The sequence below is a fragment of the Noviherbaspirillum sp. genome (assembly GCF_036563305.1).
In the GTDB taxonomy this organism is placed as follows: Bacteria; Pseudomonadota; Gammaproteobacteria; order Burkholderiales; family Burkholderiaceae_D; genus Noviherbaspirillum.
This window is the reverse complement of the sequence record NZ_DATCMQ010000015.1, coordinates 174,374-189,204: the sequence shown is the minus strand read 5'-3', so window position 1 is coordinate 189,204 and position 14,831 is coordinate 174,374. Positions and strand designations below refer to the sequence as shown.

At 67.6% G+C, this 14,831-nt stretch carries 16 protein-coding genes; 13 read left to right on the top strand and 3 right to left on the bottom strand.

Features of this window, described 5'->3' with window-relative positions; translation table 11 throughout:
* Nucleotides 1-17 precede the first annotated feature (17 nt).
* The 4 genes from VIM12_RS16255 to VIM12_RS16240 all read left to right on the top strand — a co-directional run bounded on the left by VIM12_RS16255 (nucleotide 18) and on the right by VIM12_RS16240 (nucleotide 4,266).
* Nucleotides 18-584, top strand: coding sequence for a class IV adenylate cyclase (locus VIM12_RS16255; protein ID WP_331942717.1), 567 nt, complete (start codon nucleotides 18-20; stop codon nucleotides 582-584).
* Nucleotides 581-1,249 carry a glutathione S-transferase gene (locus VIM12_RS16250; protein WP_331942716.1) on the top strand — a complete coding sequence of 223 codons (669 nt, stop codon included), beginning with the start codon at nucleotides 581-583 and terminating at the stop codon, nucleotides 1,247-1,249. The genes VIM12_RS16255 and VIM12_RS16250 overlap by 4 nt, the downstream gene beginning before the upstream one ends.
* 121 nt (nucleotides 1,250-1,370) lie before the next feature.
* Nucleotides 1,371-3,530: a VTT domain-containing protein gene (locus tag VIM12_RS16245; protein WP_331942715.1), complete on the top strand. Its 2,160-nt coding sequence runs from the start codon at nucleotides 1,371-1,373 to the stop codon at nucleotides 3,528-3,530.
* A complete protein-coding gene (locus VIM12_RS16240) occupies nucleotides 3,523-4,266 on the top strand; it encodes an endonuclease/exonuclease/phosphatase family protein (RefSeq protein WP_331942714.1) in 744 nt (247 codons plus the stop codon). The genes VIM12_RS16245 and VIM12_RS16240 overlap by 8 nt, the downstream gene beginning before the upstream one ends.
* A 57-nt stretch (nucleotides 4,267-4,323) precedes the next feature.
* On the opposite strand, the gene VIM12_RS16235 is transcribed toward VIM12_RS16240, so the two are convergent.
* A complete protein-coding gene (locus VIM12_RS16235; protein WP_331942713.1) occupies nucleotides 4,324-4,929 on the bottom strand; it encodes a hypothetical protein in 606 nt (201 codons plus the stop codon).
* A 216-nt stretch (nucleotides 4,930-5,145) separates the two neighbouring features.
* Here VIM12_RS16235 and VIM12_RS16230 point away from each other — a divergent pair, with 216 nt between their 5' ends.
* Together VIM12_RS16230 and VIM12_RS16225 are read left to right on the top strand one after the other, a co-directional pair.
* A complete protein-coding gene (locus VIM12_RS16230; protein ID WP_331942712.1) occupies nucleotides 5,146-5,760 on the top strand; it encodes a YsnF/AvaK domain-containing protein in 615 nt (204 codons plus the stop codon).
* Between the two features lie 81 nt (nucleotides 5,761-5,841).
* Nucleotides 5,842-7,098 (top strand): YsnF/AvaK domain-containing protein, encoded by a 1,257-nt coding sequence (locus VIM12_RS16225; RefSeq protein ID WP_331942711.1) that lies wholly within the window; start codon nucleotides 5,842-5,844, stop codon nucleotides 7,096-7,098.
* A 58-nt stretch (nucleotides 7,099-7,156) separates the two neighbouring features.
* Here VIM12_RS16225 and VIM12_RS16220 read toward each other — a convergent pair whose 3' ends face one another.
* Nucleotides 7,157-7,627: an SRPBCC family protein gene (locus VIM12_RS16220; RefSeq protein WP_331942710.1), complete on the bottom strand. Its 471-nt coding sequence runs from the start codon at nucleotides 7,625-7,627 to the stop codon at nucleotides 7,157-7,159.
* Nucleotides 7,628-7,770: 143 nt separating this feature from the next.
* Here VIM12_RS16220 and VIM12_RS16215 point away from each other — a divergent pair, with 143 nt between their 5' ends.
* The 5 genes from VIM12_RS16215 to VIM12_RS16195 all read left to right on the top strand — a co-directional run bounded on the left by VIM12_RS16215 (nucleotide 7,771) and on the right by VIM12_RS16195 (nucleotide 12,995).
* Nucleotides 7,771-8,175 carry a DnaJ domain-containing protein gene (locus VIM12_RS16215; RefSeq protein WP_331942709.1) on the top strand — a complete coding sequence of 135 codons (405 nt, stop codon included), beginning with the start codon at nucleotides 7,771-7,773 and terminating at the stop codon, nucleotides 8,173-8,175.
* A 36-nt stretch (nucleotides 8,176-8,211) separates the two neighbouring features.
* Nucleotides 8,212-9,033, top strand: a complete 822-nt coding sequence (locus tag VIM12_RS16210; protein WP_331942708.1) for an amidohydrolase family protein — start codon at nucleotides 8,212-8,214, stop codon at nucleotides 9,031-9,033.
* Between the two features lie 142 nt (nucleotides 9,034-9,175).
* The gene (locus tag VIM12_RS16205; RefSeq protein ID WP_331942744.1) at nucleotides 9,176-11,233 is read left to right on the top strand and encodes a UvrD-helicase domain-containing protein; all 2,058 of its coding nucleotides are present in this window, start codon (nucleotides 9,176-9,178) and stop codon (nucleotides 11,231-11,233) included.
* 229 nt (nucleotides 11,234-11,462) lie between these two features.
* Nucleotides 11,463-11,792 carry a hypothetical protein gene (locus VIM12_RS16200; RefSeq protein WP_331942707.1) on the top strand — a complete coding sequence of 110 codons (330 nt, stop codon included), beginning with the start codon at nucleotides 11,463-11,465 and terminating at the stop codon, nucleotides 11,790-11,792.
* A gap of 177 nt (nucleotides 11,793-11,969) precedes the next feature.
* The gene (locus VIM12_RS16195) at nucleotides 11,970-12,995 is read left to right on the top strand and encodes a porin (RefSeq protein WP_331942706.1); all 1,026 of its coding nucleotides are present in this window, start codon (nucleotides 11,970-11,972) and stop codon (nucleotides 12,993-12,995) included.
* A gap of 51 nt (nucleotides 12,996-13,046) precedes the next feature.
* On the opposite strand, the gene VIM12_RS16190 is transcribed toward VIM12_RS16195, so the two are convergent.
* A complete protein-coding gene (locus tag VIM12_RS16190) occupies nucleotides 13,047-13,313 on the bottom strand; it encodes a hypothetical protein (RefSeq protein WP_331942705.1) in 267 nt (88 codons plus the stop codon).
* A gap of 151 nt (nucleotides 13,314-13,464) precedes the next feature.
* Between VIM12_RS16190 and VIM12_RS16185 the strand changes: the two genes are divergently transcribed.
* Together VIM12_RS16185 and VIM12_RS16180 are read left to right on the top strand one after the other, a co-directional pair.
* Complete coding sequence (locus tag VIM12_RS16185; RefSeq protein ID WP_331942704.1) at nucleotides 13,465-13,866, top strand: hypothetical protein; 402 nt, start codon at nucleotides 13,465-13,467, stop codon at nucleotides 13,864-13,866.
* A 78-nt stretch (nucleotides 13,867-13,944) separates the two neighbouring features.
* Complete coding sequence (locus tag VIM12_RS16180; RefSeq protein ID WP_331942703.1) at nucleotides 13,945-14,817, top strand: DUF6544 family protein; 873 nt, start codon at nucleotides 13,945-13,947, stop codon at nucleotides 14,815-14,817.
* Nucleotides 14,818-14,831 lie beyond the last annotated feature (14 nt).

The following is a 14,831-nucleotide window of genomic DNA, read 5'->3' as shown; positions in this document are numbered from 1 at the left end:
TTCCCGGCGCAGATACCATGTCCCGCAACATCGAAATCAAGGCCCGCATCGCGAGCTGCGACGCCCTGCAGCCGCAGGTTGCGGCGCTGTCCACCGAGGGGCCGTTCCTGCTCGAACAGGACGACACGTTTTTCCATTGCCCGACCGGCAGGTTGAAGCTGCGTGCATTCGCCGCCGGCAATGCGCACGAGGCGCAGCTGATCTGGTACCGCCGGCCCGACCAGGCCGGTCCGAAGGAATCGGAATACCTGATCGTGCCGACCATGGATCCCGACGCGTTGCGCGCCGCGCTCAGCCGCGCCTACGGGCAGGCGGGCCGGGTGCGCAAGCAACGCAGGGTCTATCTCGCCGGACGCACCCGCATCCACCTCGACCGGGTGGAAGGACTGGGCGATTTCATGGAACTGGAAGTGGTGCTGGCCGAAGAAGAGGACACGCGCTCCGGCGTCGAGGAGGCGGAACATATCCTGGAACGGCTGGGCATCGCCCGCGCCGACCTGGTCGAAGGCGCCTACCTCGACCTGCTCGCGACCGCGCATGGCACAATCGCATCATCTACCGACCCGACGAAAGGGCAACGATGATCCTCGTCCATCACCTGAACAACTCCCGCTCCCAGCGGGTACTTTGGCTGCTTGAAGAACTCGCCCTGCCTTACGAGGTGAAACGCTATGAGCGCGACCCGCGTACCATGCTGGCGCCCGCGGCGCTGCGCCAGGTGCACCCGCTCGGCAAGTCGCCGGTCATCTCCGACGGCGACGCCACCGTGGCCGAGTCCGGCGCGATCGTCGAGTACCTCATCGACCGCCACGGCGGCGGTCGCCTGGCGCCGCCGCCGGGCACGCCCGAGCGGCTGCGCTACACCTACTTCCTGCACTATGCCGAAGGATCGGCGATGCCGCCGCTGCTGCTCAAGCTGGTGTGCGACCGCATTGAAAACGGTCCGCTGCCGTTCTTCGTGAAACCGGTCGCCCGCGCCATCGCCCGCCGCGCCAAATCATCCTTCGTGCAGCCGCAGATAGACCAGCATCTCGACTTCCTAGAGTCGGAACTGGCGCGCCGCGATTGGTTCGCCGGCGATGCCTTCAGCGCCGCCGACATCCAGATGAGCTTTCCGCTCGAAGCCGCGGCGGCCCGCGGCGGTCTGGATGCCCGACGGCCGCGGCTCACCGCCTTCCTGGCCCGCATCCACGCCCGGCCCGCCTACCGGCGGGCGATCGAGCGCGGCGGCGAATACGCGTTGCGATAGCATCGGACGGCATTGCTGCGTGGCACCGGCATGCGGGCAGATCATGGGACTTGCCTGGAGCAGAAACTAACGAGGGGGGCAGGCGTCGAAAGGGGGAAACAGAATTTCCCTACGACAGCGCATGCCATCGCAATCCCCCATCCTCGACACTTCCGCTGGCGGCGCGCTGCTGCAGCCCGGCCACAATTGCTGGCGTATCGCTCACGCGCACCGCTTCGCCATGCTGGTGGACGCCGACGCCTATTTCCGCGCGGTGCGGGCGGCGATCCGCAACGCGCGTCACAGCGTCTTCATCCTCAGCTGGGACATCGACAGCCGGACCCGTCTGGTACCGGAGGGTGCAAACGACGGCTTTCCCGAACCGCTGGGCGATTTCCTGCATGCGGTCGTCGCGGCGCGCCCCAGCCTGCGCGCCTACGTGCTGAACTGGGACTTCGCGATGCTCTACGCGCTGGAGCGGGAATGGTTGCCGGTCTACAAGCTGGACTGGCGCACGCACCGGCGTCTTGCATTCCGCATGGACGCGCATCATCCGATCGGCGGCTCCCATCACCAGAAACTGGTGGTGGTCGATGATGCGGTGGCCTTCGCCGGCGGCCTGGACCTGACCCGCAGTCGCTGGGACACCTCCGAGCATGCATGCTCCCAGCCGTTGCGCTGCGACAGCGACGGCAAGCCCCACGCGCCGTTCCATGACGTGCAGGCTGTCGTCGATGGTCCGGCCGCGCGCGTTCTCGGCGAGCTGGCGCGATTGCGCTGGCAGCGTTCCGGCGGCGGCACGGCCATCGCTCCTGCCACCGCAAGCGAGGATCCCTGGCCGCAAGGGGTGCTGCCCGACCTGACCGACGTCGACGTCGCGATCTCGCGCACCGAACCTGAGTTCGAGGGCCGCCCGGGCGTGCATGAGGTGCGCCAGCTGCATCTGGATGCCATCGCCGCCGCGCGCCGTCACATGTTTTTCGAGAACCAGTACTTCACCTCGGGGATGATTGCCGGAGCGCTCGCCGAGCGGCTGCAGGAGCCGGACGGCCCCGAGATCATGGTGATCTCGCCGCAGACACAAAGCGGCTGGCTGGAACAGGCCACCATGGGGGTGCTGCGTGCGCGCGCCCACAAGCGCCTGAAATCCGCCGACGCCTATGGCCGCTACCGGATGTACTGTCCGCACATTCCCGGGCTCGCCCCGCAATGCCTGAACGTGCACAGCAAGGTGTTTACGATCGACGACGAATTGCTGTCGATCGGCTCTGCCAACCTGAGCAGCCGGTCGATGGCGCTCGACACCGAATGCAACCTGAGCATCGAGGCGCGCGGCGACCCGCGCATCCGTGCCGCCATCGCCCACATGCGCAACCGCCTGCTGGCGGAGCATCTCGACACGTCGCCCGAGCACGTGCGCCAGAGCCTGGAGACGCATGGCGGCCTGCACGCGGCAGTGGCGGCGTTGCAGCTGTCCGAGCGCAGCCTGCATGCGATGGAGCCGACGACCACGGCCGAACTCGACGCGCTGATCCCGGAGCAGGCGATTTTCGATCCGGAGAAGCCGATCAGGCCGGACGAGCTCGTCAAGGAATTCGTGCCGCGCGAGGCGCGCAAGCCTCTGCCCCGCCGGCTGATCGGACTCGGCCTGCTGGCGATCGCCCTGGTCCTGCTCGCGGTCGCGTGGCGCTGGACGCCGCTGCGCGAGTACGTGAACCTGGCGGCGCTGGTCGGCGTCGCACGCGAGCTGGATGCGCTGCCCTTCACGCCGGTCGCCGTCGTGGTCAGCTATGTGATCGCGGGCGTCGCGATGGTGCCGGTGATGCTGCTCATTGCCGTCACGGGCGTGGTGTTCGGTCCGCTGCTCGGCTCGCTGTACGCGGTAGGAGGCACGCTGCTGAGCGCCTCCTTTGCCTATGGCATCGGCCATTGGCTGGGGAAGGCGACGGTGCAGAAGATGCTGGGACGGCGCATCAACCGGCTCAGCCAGCGGCTCGGCAAGCGCGGCATCCTCGCCATGGCGGTAATCCGCCTGCTGCCGGTGGCGCCGTTCACCGTCGTCAATATCGTCGCCGGCGCCTCGCATATCCGCTTCCGCGACTACCTGGCCGGCACGCTGATCGGCATGCTGCCGGGCATTGCGATGACCGTCACCTTCGTGCATCACCTGGCCGAGGCGGTACGCAATCCGCGTCCCGGCACGGTGGCGGTGCTCGTGACCCTGGCCGCCGCGATGATCGCCCTCGCGGTCGGCCTGCAAAGACTACTCAAACGAAAAGAGGACGTTGCCGCGCATGGATGAATTCACAGCGACCGCCCCCCCTGTCCAGTCCGCGGTCCCGGATCTCGATCCCTGGCCCCTGACCATCGCCACCTACAATATTCATGCGGCGGTCGGCACGGACGGACGCTTTGCGCCGGAGCGGGTGGCCGAGGTGCTCAATGAACTGAATGCGGACATCATCGCCCTGCAGGAAGTCCCTCTCGGCGGCAGTCGCACTCCCAATGTCCTCAACGTGCTGCAGGAAGCGACCGGTTACTACGCGGCCGAGGGTCCTGCATGCAACCGGCCGGAACGCCGCTACGGCAACGCGGTGCTGACCCGTTACCCGATCGTGTCGATGCGCTCCATCGACCTGTCCTTCGGCAGCCGCGAGCCCCGCGGCGCGCTCGACGCGGACATCAACTGCCATGGACACATGCTGCGCGTGATCGCGACCCATCTCGGCCTGCGACCGGCGGAGCGGCGCGACCAGATCAGGCGCCTGCTGCAGGTGTTCGATACCGAGGAAATGCCGGTGATCCTGCTGGGCGACATCAACGAATGGTTCGTGTGGGGGCGCTCGCTGCGCTGGCTGGTCTCGCACTTCCAGGCCGTCCCCGCGCCCCGTACCTTCCCGTCGCGGCGGCCGCTGTTCGCACTCGACCGCATCTGGATCCGCCCGCGCAACCGGCTGGTGCATGTCGAGGCGCACAATTCCAGGCTGGCGCGCCTCGCCTCCGACCACCTGCCCCTGATCGCCCATATCGACGGCTGACCCGACCGGCCGGTGCAGGCGGCCGGCACGGATACGGACAGGGGCCGGGGTGGGATGTCAGAGCCGCCGGTCCGGCGCGTCGGTGCGCGCCGCGCCGCGCGCATGCCCGACCAGCGTCGGCGGCGTCACCGGGTCGAAGTCGACCCAGTCGCCGTTGCTGATGGTGCCATCAGCGCGCTCGATATCCGCGGCGCCGGCCGAACGCAGCAGGTTGATCGCGCGGTCCTCGACCTCGTGGTCGCCGGCGCCCACGCTGACGGCGACCATCATTCCCGCGCGGCGGATTCCCACCGCGTTGTCCAGGTCCTCGGCGTGATCGCCGGTCTCGCCGCGGTCCTTCATTTCCGACATGCCGCCCACCAGGCCGCCGATGTGCGCGCCGACGAGGCCGCCGGTGATCGCGCCCACCGGCCCCAGCACCGGCGCTGCGGCCAGGCCGACCGCCGCGCCGGCAGCAGCACCCTTGGCGACGCCCTTGTCCGATTCCTTGGCGCCGGCCGACTTGTCGGCGTCGCCGCCGATCGGATAGCTGGCGTGCTGCCCGGCCGGATTGCAATAGAAGGTCGATACCTGTTCGCGCGCAAAGCCGGCGCGCAGCAGCTCGTCGATCGTTCCCTGCGCATTCGACTGCTCGTCGAATCTGCCTGCAATAATGGTTGTCATGGCTGGCTCCTCTGTTGACGAAGTGAACATGAGTGAGAGGCGCGCGCGGTGCAATTAGTTCTGCCGCTCCTTGCCGCGCGCCACTGTATAAAATTTTCTGCCCGCCGGTAAAAACGGTGGGTGCATTGCGGGCATCCCGCATGCCGTTCCGCTCTCCCTTCTCGGCGCGCTCCTTGCTTGCGCTGCCCACCCTTCCGACCATTCAGCGAGAAGCAGATGAGCACACATCCAGCAGGCGGCGGCGCCGCTTCCCATTCCGCAACGATGGTCAATGCGCGGGTAGTCGATGCCAGCGGCAACGCCGCGTCCATCGTGTCGCTGCATGCCGAAGGCAGCGGCCCGCAGCAGGCCCTGATCCAGCTGGACGCCGGGACGCAGGTGCTGGTCCCGCTCGACTTGCTCGGCAGGCAGGACGACGGCAGCTATCGGCTCCCATTCACTTTCCACGGCGGCGGCGACGGCGGCGAGGTGCGCATACCCGTCCTTGCCGAGGAACTGCAGGTGGGCAAGCGCACGGTGGATACCGGGCGCGGCGTGCGGCTGCACAAGCAGGTGGTCCAGCACGAGGAGCTGCTCGACCAGCCTCTGCTGCGCGACGAGCTGGTGGTCGCGCACGTGCCTGTCGGGCGGATCGTCCAGCCGGGAGAAGTGCCGGATACGCGCTACGAGGGCGACACGCTGGTGATGCCGGTGTTCGAGGAGGTCCTGGTGGTGCAGAAGCAGCTGCTGCTGAAGGAAGAGGTGCACGTCACGCGGCGACGTCAGGAAGTCCGGTCCGCGCAGAAAGTGATGTTGCGTACGGAACAGGTAAAGGTCGAACGCTTCGAGTAGGCACGGGTCGTGCCTGCAAAGCCCACCCCGGCCGGTGTGCCCCGGCTATTTCGAAATTGACATTATTCAGGAGAACTGATCATGGAAAATACCGTAGTAGGCGTGTACGACAGCTATGCCCAGGCGCAAAACGCAATGAACGAACTCCTCGCTGCCGGTTTCGATCGCTCCGACCTCCAGCTCAGCCCGGACTCCGAACGCGGCACGGGCAGCAACAGCGACGATGCTCAGGGCGGGTCCGCCATCGGCAATTTCTTTCGATCGCTGTTCGGCATGGACGAGGAGAGGGACACGCGCGACGTGTACTCAGAGGCAGTCCGGCGCGGCAGCTGCGTCCTCACAGTGAATGCCGCCAGCGACGACCAGCTCGACCGTGCCACCGACATCATGAACCGGCACGATCCGATCGACATCGACGAGCGGTCCTCGCACTGGCGGACGCAGGGCTGGAGCGGCTATGACGAGACCGCGCCGATGCTCAGCGACAGCGAGATCGACAAGGACCGCACGATGTACGGCACCGGCCGCGGCCAGGACACGACCGCGGGGCTCCACGCCGGCAGCAGCACGACCGGATCGGGCGGCGCGGCCGGGACCGGCATGGCTGCGGGAGGCATGGCGGCAGGAGGCATGGCGGCCGCCGGAAGCGGCGCCGGCATGCGTACCGGGCAGGAAACCCGCATCCCGGTGGTCGAGGAAGAGCTGAAGGTCGGCAAGCGCGAGGTGCAGCGCGGCGGCGTGCGCGTCTATTCCCGCGTGCGGGAGACGCCGGTCAATGAATCGGTATCGCTGCGCGAAGAGCATGTGCGGGTAGAGCGCCATGCCGTCGACAAGCCCGCCACCGCGGCCGACATGGCGGCCTTCAAGGAAGGCTCGGTGGAGATGCGCGAGACCGCGGAGGAGCCGGTGGTGTCGAAGACCGCGCGCGTGGTCGAGGAAGTGGTGGTCGGCAAGGAAGTGACCCAGGAAACCGCCAACATCAACGACACCGTGCGCCGCACCGACGTCGAGGTGGAGCAGCTGGGGGCATCGGGCGCGGGCCGCAACCGCGACTTCTCGGACACGATGGCCGTCTCCGACGACAGCGACTACCGCACCCACTGGCAGAACGCCTATGGGACCACCGGCGGCCGCTACGAGGACTACGATGCGGCCTATCGGCATGGCTCGACCATGGCCGGCAGCGAGCGCTTCCAGAACTACCGCTGGGAGGATGCCGAACCGGAGATGCGCCGCAGCTGGGAGTCCAGCCATCCGGAGAGCACCTGGGACAAGGTCAAGGACGCGGTGCGCTACGGCGCCGACAAGGTGGGCGGCCGCGGGCAGTCGCGCCACTGATGCGGGAGGCGGTTCCCGCTCCGGCGGGAACCCTTCCTTCGTTCCTTCGCCTCCGGACTCAGTCCAGCTGGCCGAGTTCTGCCAGCTCCCGGATGGTCCTGATCGTGTCGATATCCGACTCGGTATAGGCCGACTTGCGGAAGTCGTTGTAGAAGGCATCCGCGGCGTCGGCCGCTTCGCTTGCCCCGTCATCGTATTCGAAGCGCACGAAGTAGATGCCCGCTTCGGGTTCCTCGATCGTCATCACCAGCGACGATGGCGGTATCCCCTCCTGTTCCGGCACCTGGTAGATCACCTGTCTTTCCGGCACGAGCGTCACATGGTCCCGCACCACCAGGCTGCCGTAGTGCAGCTCGCGGCTCAGGGCCTGCGCACTTTTTTCCAGGATGCGGCAGCTGTCGAGATAGGGGACAAAGGCCGTCGGCGTTTCCGCGCGGCGGACCAGTCCCCGCCAGAGCTGGGTGCGCGACAGCTTTTGAATAAGGGGATTGTGCGGGTCGTTGATCTCGACCAGGTGGGCGAATTTCATGGAGGCGTGGGCGGGCTGGAACGTGACTGCGGTCAGGACAATCGGGCAGTGTAGCGCAATCGCCCACATTCCCATAAACGGGGGATTGTTGCCGCCGGACATTCGGGATACCTTAGCAATATCCCGTACCGGTACTGCCTGCCATGAAGACCCTGTATCAAGTGTTAGGCGTGCGCCGCCAGGCCTCGCTCGACGAGATCGAGCAGCCCTACCGGCAGCACCTCAACCGCCATATTGCGTCAAGCAACGGCCGCAAGCTGAGCAAGAAGGACCAGCAGCGGCTGCACTCGCTGCGCGGCGCCTTCCTGATCCTGTCCTCGCCCAGCCGCCGTCAGACGTACGATCGCGAGCTGGCCGATTACGAGCAGCGTCGCAACCGCCTGCTGGATGCCGGCGGCGCGCTGCTGGCGGTCGCCTCGCTGCTGGTCGGCGTGCTGCTGCTGGCGAGCGGCGACTGGGTCGGAGAGAAACCGGCCTCGGCGCAGGCCGCCAAGGGCATGCTCGCCTCCGGCAAGGAAGAATCCGCGGGCGGGCAGGCGCGCCGCTGAACCCGGCGCCATCGCCGTACCCGAACAGGAGCGTCCATGCGCATCGCCTTACTCCCCGTCCTGCTGCTGCCGCTGGCGGCTGTCGCGCAAGCCGTGAAACCCGGGCCGATCTTCGACGCCCACATGCACTACAACGTCGAGGCGCGCTCGGTGATCAGCCCGCCGCAGGTGCTCGCGCTCTGGCGCAAGGTCGGTATCGGCGCCGTGCTGGCGACCAGCCGGCCGAACGACGGCACGCTCGACCTGATCGCGCAGCAGGCGCCGGACATCCAGATCGTGCCCTTCCTGCGGCCCTACATCAAGCAGCCGGACCGGCATGACTGGTTCAGCAACAACCGCGCGGTCGAGCAGTACGTGGAGCAGGAGCTCAAGCGCGGCATCTACCGCGGCATCGGCGAGTTCCACATCTTCGGTGCCGATGCCGATGCGCCCTACATGGCAAGGATCGCCCGCCTGGCAAAGGAACGCGGCCTGTGGCTGCATGCGCATGCCGACGAAGACGCGGTGGAACGCATCCTGCGCCATGCGCCCGGGGTCAAGCTGATCTGGGCGCACACCGGCATGAGCACCTCGCTGGACAAGGTGGAGCAGATGTTTGCCGAGCACCCGAACATCGTCGGCGAGCTGTCCTATCGGGGCGACATCGAGGAGGGCGGCGTGCTCAACCCGCGCTGGAAGCAGCTGATGCTGAAATACCCGGACCGCTTCCTGCTCGGGACCGATACCTGGATCACGCCGCGCTGGGGCCAGGTCGAGGAGCTGATCGCCGGCTACCGCCGCCTCCTTGCGCAGCTGCCGCCGGAAGTGGCGGACCGCATTGCCTATCGCAACGGGGCGGCGATGTTCGGGCTGCGCTGAAGGCGCCTTCCTGCCCCGCGCCCTGCTGCGTACGCAGCGCGCATTGACATCCTTGCACGTCCTGTCGCCGGATCGCAACCAGCGCCGGCCGGCATCCGGGCGCTGCTACAATGAAGCGCTTTTCCCTCCCCGCTCCACCCCGATGTCATACGCCCCGCACCACGCCACCCAGGGAATGAACGCGCCTCAGCGCGAAGCCGTGAACTACCTGGACGGCCCGTGCCTGGTGCTTGCCGGCGCCGGCTCCGGCAAGACCAGGGTCATCACCACCAAGATTGCCCACCTGATCGAGAACTGCGGCTACGAGGCCCGCAACATCGCCGCCGTCACGTTTACCAACAAGGCCGCGCTCGAGATGCAGGAGCGCATCGCCAAGCTGCTCAAGGAGCCGAAGGAGGCGAAGCAGCTCACGGTCTGCACCTTCCATTCGCTCGGCGTGCAGATATTGCGCCGCGAAGCCAGGGAGCTCGGCCTGAAGGACCGCTTCTCCATCATGGACAGCGACGACTGCTTCTCGCTGGTCCAGGACCTGGCGTGCACCACCGACAAGCAGGAGATCCGGCGCATCCAGGCCGCGATGTCGCTGTGGAAGAACGCGCTGGTCGACCCCGAGCAGGCGCTGAAGCAGGCGGCGACCGAGGACGAGGCGCAGGCGGCACGGGTCTACCGCAACTACGTCGCCACGCTGTCGTCCTACCAGGCGGTGGATTTCGACGACCTGATCCGGCTGCCGGTCGAGCTGTTCCGCAGCAAGGAGGACGTGCGCGACCGCTGGCAGCGCAAGCTGCGCTACCTGCTGGTCGACGAGTACCAGGACACCAACACCTGCCAGTACGAGCTGGTCAAGCTGCTGGTGACCGGGCTCGGCAAGAAGCCGATGTTCACCGCGGTGGGCGACGACGACCAGGCGATCTACGCCTGGCGCGGTGCGACGATAGAGAACCTGAAGCAGCTCCAGGTCGATTTCCCCGACCTGAAGGTGGTCAAGCTGGAGCAGAACTACCGTTCCAGCACGCGCATCCTGCAGGCCGCCAATGCCGTCATCGGCAACAATCCCAAGCTGTTCGAGAAGCAGCTGTGGTCGGACCACGGCCTCGGCGATCCGGTCAAGGTGCTGGCCATGCAGGATGAGGAACAGGAAGCGGAGCAGGTCGCGATCATGATCTCCGCCCACAAGTTCGAGCGGCGCGCGCGGTTTTCCGACTATGCGGTCCTGTACCGCGGCAACCACCAGGCCCGCGTGATCGAACAGGCGCTGCGCAAGGAGCGCATCCCGTACACCATCTCCGGCGGCCAGAGCTTCTTCGACCGCGCCGAGATCAAGGATATCGTCGCCTACCTGCGCCTGGTCGCCAACGGCGACGACGATCCCGCCTTCATCCGCGCGGTCACCACGCCCAAGCGCGGCGTCGGCCAGTCGACGCTGGAGGCGCTCGGCGCCTTCGCCGGGCAGTGGCAGTGCTCGCTGTTCGAGGCGGTGTTCAAGGGCGGCATAGAAGCGAAACTGGCCGAGCGCCAGCTCAGTCCGCTGCGCGAGTTCTGCCACTTCATCAACGGCCTCGAGGCACGCGCCTCGAAGCGGGGCGAGGACGCCGCGGCGCTGCTCGACGAGATGATGAAGGAGATCAACTACGAGGGCTACCTGTATGACGCCTTCGACGATCGCCAGGCGCAGTCGAAGTGGCAGAACGTGCTCGATTTCACCAGCTGGCTCAAGGAGAAGGGCACCGGCGGCAAGGACGGCAGCGCCGACGAGCGCAGTCTGCTGGAGCTGACCCAGATGGTGGCGCTGATGACCATGCTGGAGGGCAGGGACGAAGAGCCGGATGCGGTGCGCATGTCGACCCTGCACGCCTCCAAGGGGCTGGAATTCCCGCATGTGTTCCTGGTGGGCGTGGAAGAGGGCATCCTGCCGCACAAGGGCGATCCGGATGCGCCGGCAGAAAGCATCGCCGCCCGCCTCGAGGAGGAGCGGCGCCTGATGTATGTCGGCATCACCCGGGCCCAGCGCAGCCTGCACGTGACCTGGTGCAAGCGCCGCAAGCGGGCCAGGGAAACCGTCAACTGCGACCCTTCGCGTTTCATCAAGGAGATGAAGCTGGATGAAGGCGATGCGGTGCCGAAGGAGGATGAAGTCGTGACGCCGCAGGACCGGCTGGCCAACCTGAAGGCGCTGCTGTCCAGGCCCAGGCCGGCCTGAACCGGACACGGGCGGGTCAGGCGGCGGGCTTGCTCCAGGTCGAAGAACGCCGCCGCCGCCTTGCTATAGTGGCTGCACTCCCCCGCTGGTGCCTGTCCATGAACGACCGCCGTAGAGACCGCCGCCACCCTTGCCCCCACGGCTCCCGCCGTGCCGGCCTGCTTCCGGCGCGGGCATGCCGGTCCGGGCCGCATCTCTTCCTCCATATCACGATCGCTATCCTGCCGGCATGAGCTATCCCGTCACCCCGGACGGCCGCTATTTCCTCGTGCGCGGGCGCCTCTGGCGCTGCAGCAATCCCGCGCTGCCGGAGGCGGTCCGGCGCCAGCTGGTAAGCGAGCTGATGCGGGCCCGCAGGGGAGTGCGGGATGCGCTGCGCAGCGGCGACGGCGAAGCCCTGCGCGCCGCCCGCGCCGCGGTGGACGCCGCCAAGATCGCGCTTGGCGAGCGCGGTCCGGCCTGGTGGAACGACGGCGCGCCCGACTACAACCGCCGCCTTGCAAAGAACACGCCCTATGCCGACTGGTGCGCCGCCTCCGCAACAGCTTCCGCGGCATGAGCGGCCCTGTCATCAGCCTGTAACTTCCTCCCCGCACAATCCCGCCTGTTTGTCCGGCTGAATCCTGCCGGGCAGTCCGCCGCGGCATGCGCGATCACGCGTGGCGCCGCGCGGAGCGCGCGCCGCCGACGGCGGACCGCACGCACGCCAAACATGAATCGACCTAGGGGATCAACAATGAAAAAAACGCTACTGGCGGCCGCTGCCGTCGCAGCAGCAAGTGCTGTCGCCGGCACTGCCCACGCACAAACCAACGTCACCATCTACGGTATCGCCGATGCCGGCATCAGCCGTGTCGACAACGGCGCGCGTACCACGATCGGCCTGCAGAGCGGCGGCCATTCCGGCAGCCGCATCGGCTTCCGCGGCACCGAGGACCTGGGTGGCGGCCTGTCCGCGATCTTCGTGCTGGAGAACGGTTTCAACATCGATGACGGCACGCTCGGCCAGGGCGGCCGCCTGTTCGGTCGCCAGGCATTCGTCGGCCTGTCCGGCGGCTTCGGCGCGGTCAAGCTCGGCCGCCAGTACAACCCGATCCGCGTCGCCCTCGAAAGCGTCGATCCGTTCGCCCTCGGCCTGGCCGGCAACGCGGTCAACGTGTTCAACGTCTACGGCGAGCGGGCCGACAACACCCTCAACTACACCACCCCGACCTTCGGCGGCTTCAGCGGCCAGGTGGCGTACAGCTTCGGCGAGATCGCCGGCGAGACCTCGAACGGCCGCCAGCTCGGCTTTTCGGTCGGCTACGCGGCAGGCCCGTTCAGCGTCGTGCTGGCGCACCACGACCAGAACCTGGTCACCGCCGCCGGCGCCGACAACGGCGACTCCAAGACCACGCTGCTCGGCGGCACCTTTGACTTCAAGGTCGCCAAGCTCCATGCCGCCTGGGCGCGCAACAAGGGCGAGAGCGTCGCCGGCGTGACCAACATCGACCGCGACGATGCGCTGATCGGCGTCAGCGCGCCGGTAGGTGCGGCAGGCACGGTGCTGGCTTCGTATATCCGCCGCAGCGACGACATCGGCACGGTTTCCCGCGACGCCGACCAGTGGGCCATCGGCTACGTCCACAACCTGTCCAAGCGCACCAACCTGTACACCTCGTACGCGCGCATCAAGAACGACGCCGGCGCGACCGTCGGCTCGCCGGTGAGCGCCGGCCGCGATCCGTCGGTGTTCAACGTCGGCATCCGCCACCGGTTCTGATACTGCACCGGACCGGCGAACAAGAAGCGCTGCCCTCGGGTGGCGCTTTTTTTATTTCTCGCGGGTGCGCGCGCCGAGCTGTTTCTCGAACGCCTCGTCCAGCTTGCTCACCTTCTGTTTGACCTGCGGCCCGGTCTTGTTGACCAGGGCGACGAATTCATCCAGGGGCAGGTCGTCGCTGGCACGCTCCGGCCTGGCGCCGGGCGCCGCTTTGAGCAGATAGAACATCCCGCTGGCATTGATGCCGAGCGAATAGCGGAAATCGGCGTCGCGCGCGTTGAGGCGGGCGATGGCGGAACTGGCCTTGGTCGAGCGCATGGCGGCGGGCAGGGAAAGTGCGGGAGGATGTTCATCATACTGCAGCAGCCCGGCCGGCACAGCTTGAGCAAGGGCAATCGCCCATCGCGCCGCCGGAATTCCCGGACCGGCGCGCCATCCAACCCGCACACACCAAGAGCGGAGACGAGCGATGTCCCAACTGGCCCCGGACCTTCCGGCACGCGCGCGGCCGCGCCTGCTGCCGGCGATGCTGCTGCTGCCTGTACTGCTGCTGCCGGCCCTCGGGGCGGCGCGCACGCCGTCTCCCGCCGAGTGCCGCGAGGCGGGCGATTTCATCGGCAATGCCGCGCTTGCCCGGGACCGCGGCATCAGCGAGGCGCAGTTCCTGCGCAAGATCCGCGAGGACGTTGAGCTGATCAAGGCATTTCCCCCGCAACTGCGCTGGTTCGTCCAGGACGAGGAGGATGCGCAGTTCCTGATGGAAGCTGCGCTGGACGTGTTCCAGAAGCCGCGCAGCCCCGACGAGCACCGCCAGGTCTTCATCGTTTCCTGCCTTAGCAAGGCCGGCGGCAAGCCCCGCCTCGACCTCTGAATGCGCTTCCGCTGCCCCGGCCGCCGCAGGCCGTAAAATAGGCGCTTCATCAACGGGGCGATGTCGGAAAGGGGCAGCATGGCGGCAAGGGCAAAGTGGGGCCTGGCGAGCGTCGGCGCAGTCGGCGCCGCCCTGTTGGCAGCGGTGCGCACGGGCCGTTCCGGCCAGGTGCGCGCCGTGCTGGAGACCGAGCATCGCCTGCTTGACCGGCCGCGCACGCCCGCGCGCCGCATGTTTCGCATGGACGACCTCAAAGGCCTGCCCGCGCCGGTTGCCCGCTACCTGCAGCGCACGTTGACCGAGGGCCAGGCGCTGGTGCGGGTCGCCCGCTTCCGGCAGCATGGCGCGCTGCGCACCGCGCCCGACAGCGAACGCTGGATGGCTTTCGAGGCAACGCAGCTCAGCGCGCCGTTCGCGCCGGGTTTTCTGTGGCAGGCACGGGTCGCCCTCGCGGGTCCGTTCGAGCTGCAGGTGCGCGACACCTATGTCGACGGCGCCGGCAGCACCCGCCTCACCCTGCTGTCGGCCTTCGTCGTGCAGGAGCAGCCGCCCGGCAGTGAAATCAACAGGGGCGCGCTGCAGCGCTACCTGGCCGAGGCGCCGTGGTACCCGACCGCGCTGCTGCCGGCGGCCGGCGTGCGCTGGTCGGCCATCGACGCCCGCCGCGCGCAGGCGACGCTGAAGGACCACGGCACCAGCATCTCGCTGGAGTTCCGGTTCAACGAAGATGGCGACGTCGAAAGCGTGCACACACCCGCCCGCTGGCGCAGCACCCGCGACGGCTTCGTGCGCGAACGCTGGGAGGCCCGCTTCCGCGACTACCACCGGGTCGCCGGCATGCGCATCCCGCTGGCCGGGGAAGCCGGCTGGTACGCCGGCGAAGACTGGCAATGCGTCTGGAAGGGCGAGATTCGGGACATCGCCTACGAAGTCTTTCACACCGATCAATAGACGAAAGGAACACC

Excerpts from the sequence above, each read along its gene's own strand:
- VIM12_RS16255 (WP_331942717.1), top strand. The coding sequence starts at position 18 with ATGTCCCGCAACATCGAAATCAAGGCCCGCATCGCGAGCTGCGACGCC.
- VIM12_RS16250 (WP_331942716.1), top strand. The coding sequence starts at position 581 with ATGATCCTCGTCCATCACCTGAACAACTCCCGCTCCCAGCGGGTACTT.
- VIM12_RS16245 (WP_331942715.1), top strand. The coding sequence starts at position 1,371 with ATGCCATCGCAATCCCCCATCCTCGACACTTCCGCTGGCGGCGCGCTG.
- VIM12_RS16240 (WP_331942714.1), top strand. The coding sequence starts at position 3,523 with ATGGATGAATTCACAGCGACCGCCCCCCCTGTCCAGTCCGCGGTCCCG.
- VIM12_RS16235 (WP_331942713.1), bottom strand. The coding sequence starts at position 4,929 with ATGACAACCATTATTGCAGGCAGATTCGACGAGCAGTCGAATGCGCAG.
- VIM12_RS16230 (WP_331942712.1), top strand. The coding sequence starts at position 5,146 with ATGAGCACACATCCAGCAGGCGGCGGCGCCGCTTCCCATTCCGCAACG.
- VIM12_RS16225 (WP_331942711.1), top strand. The coding sequence starts at position 5,842 with ATGGAAAATACCGTAGTAGGCGTGTACGACAGCTATGCCCAGGCGCAA.
- VIM12_RS16220 (WP_331942710.1), bottom strand. The coding sequence starts at position 7,627 with ATGAAATTCGCCCACCTGGTCGAGATCAACGACCCGCACAATCCCCTT.
- VIM12_RS16215 (WP_331942709.1), top strand. The coding sequence starts at position 7,771 with ATGAAGACCCTGTATCAAGTGTTAGGCGTGCGCCGCCAGGCCTCGCTC.
- VIM12_RS16210 (WP_331942708.1), top strand. The coding sequence starts at position 8,212 with ATGCGCATCGCCTTACTCCCCGTCCTGCTGCTGCCGCTGGCGGCTGTC.
- VIM12_RS16205 (WP_331942744.1), top strand. The coding sequence starts at position 9,176 with ATGTCATACGCCCCGCACCACGCCACCCAGGGAATGAACGCGCCTCAG.
- VIM12_RS16200 (WP_331942707.1), top strand. The coding sequence starts at position 11,463 with ATGAGCTATCCCGTCACCCCGGACGGCCGCTATTTCCTCGTGCGCGGG.
- VIM12_RS16195 (WP_331942706.1), top strand. The coding sequence starts at position 11,970 with ATGAAAAAAACGCTACTGGCGGCCGCTGCCGTCGCAGCAGCAAGTGCT.
- VIM12_RS16190 (WP_331942705.1), bottom strand. The coding sequence starts at position 13,313 with ATGCGCTCGACCAAGGCCAGTTCCGCCATCGCCCGCCTCAACGCGCGC.
- VIM12_RS16185 (WP_331942704.1), top strand. The coding sequence starts at position 13,465 with ATGTCCCAACTGGCCCCGGACCTTCCGGCACGCGCGCGGCCGCGCCTG.
- VIM12_RS16180 (WP_331942703.1), top strand. The coding sequence starts at position 13,945 with ATGGCGGCAAGGGCAAAGTGGGGCCTGGCGAGCGTCGGCGCAGTCGGC.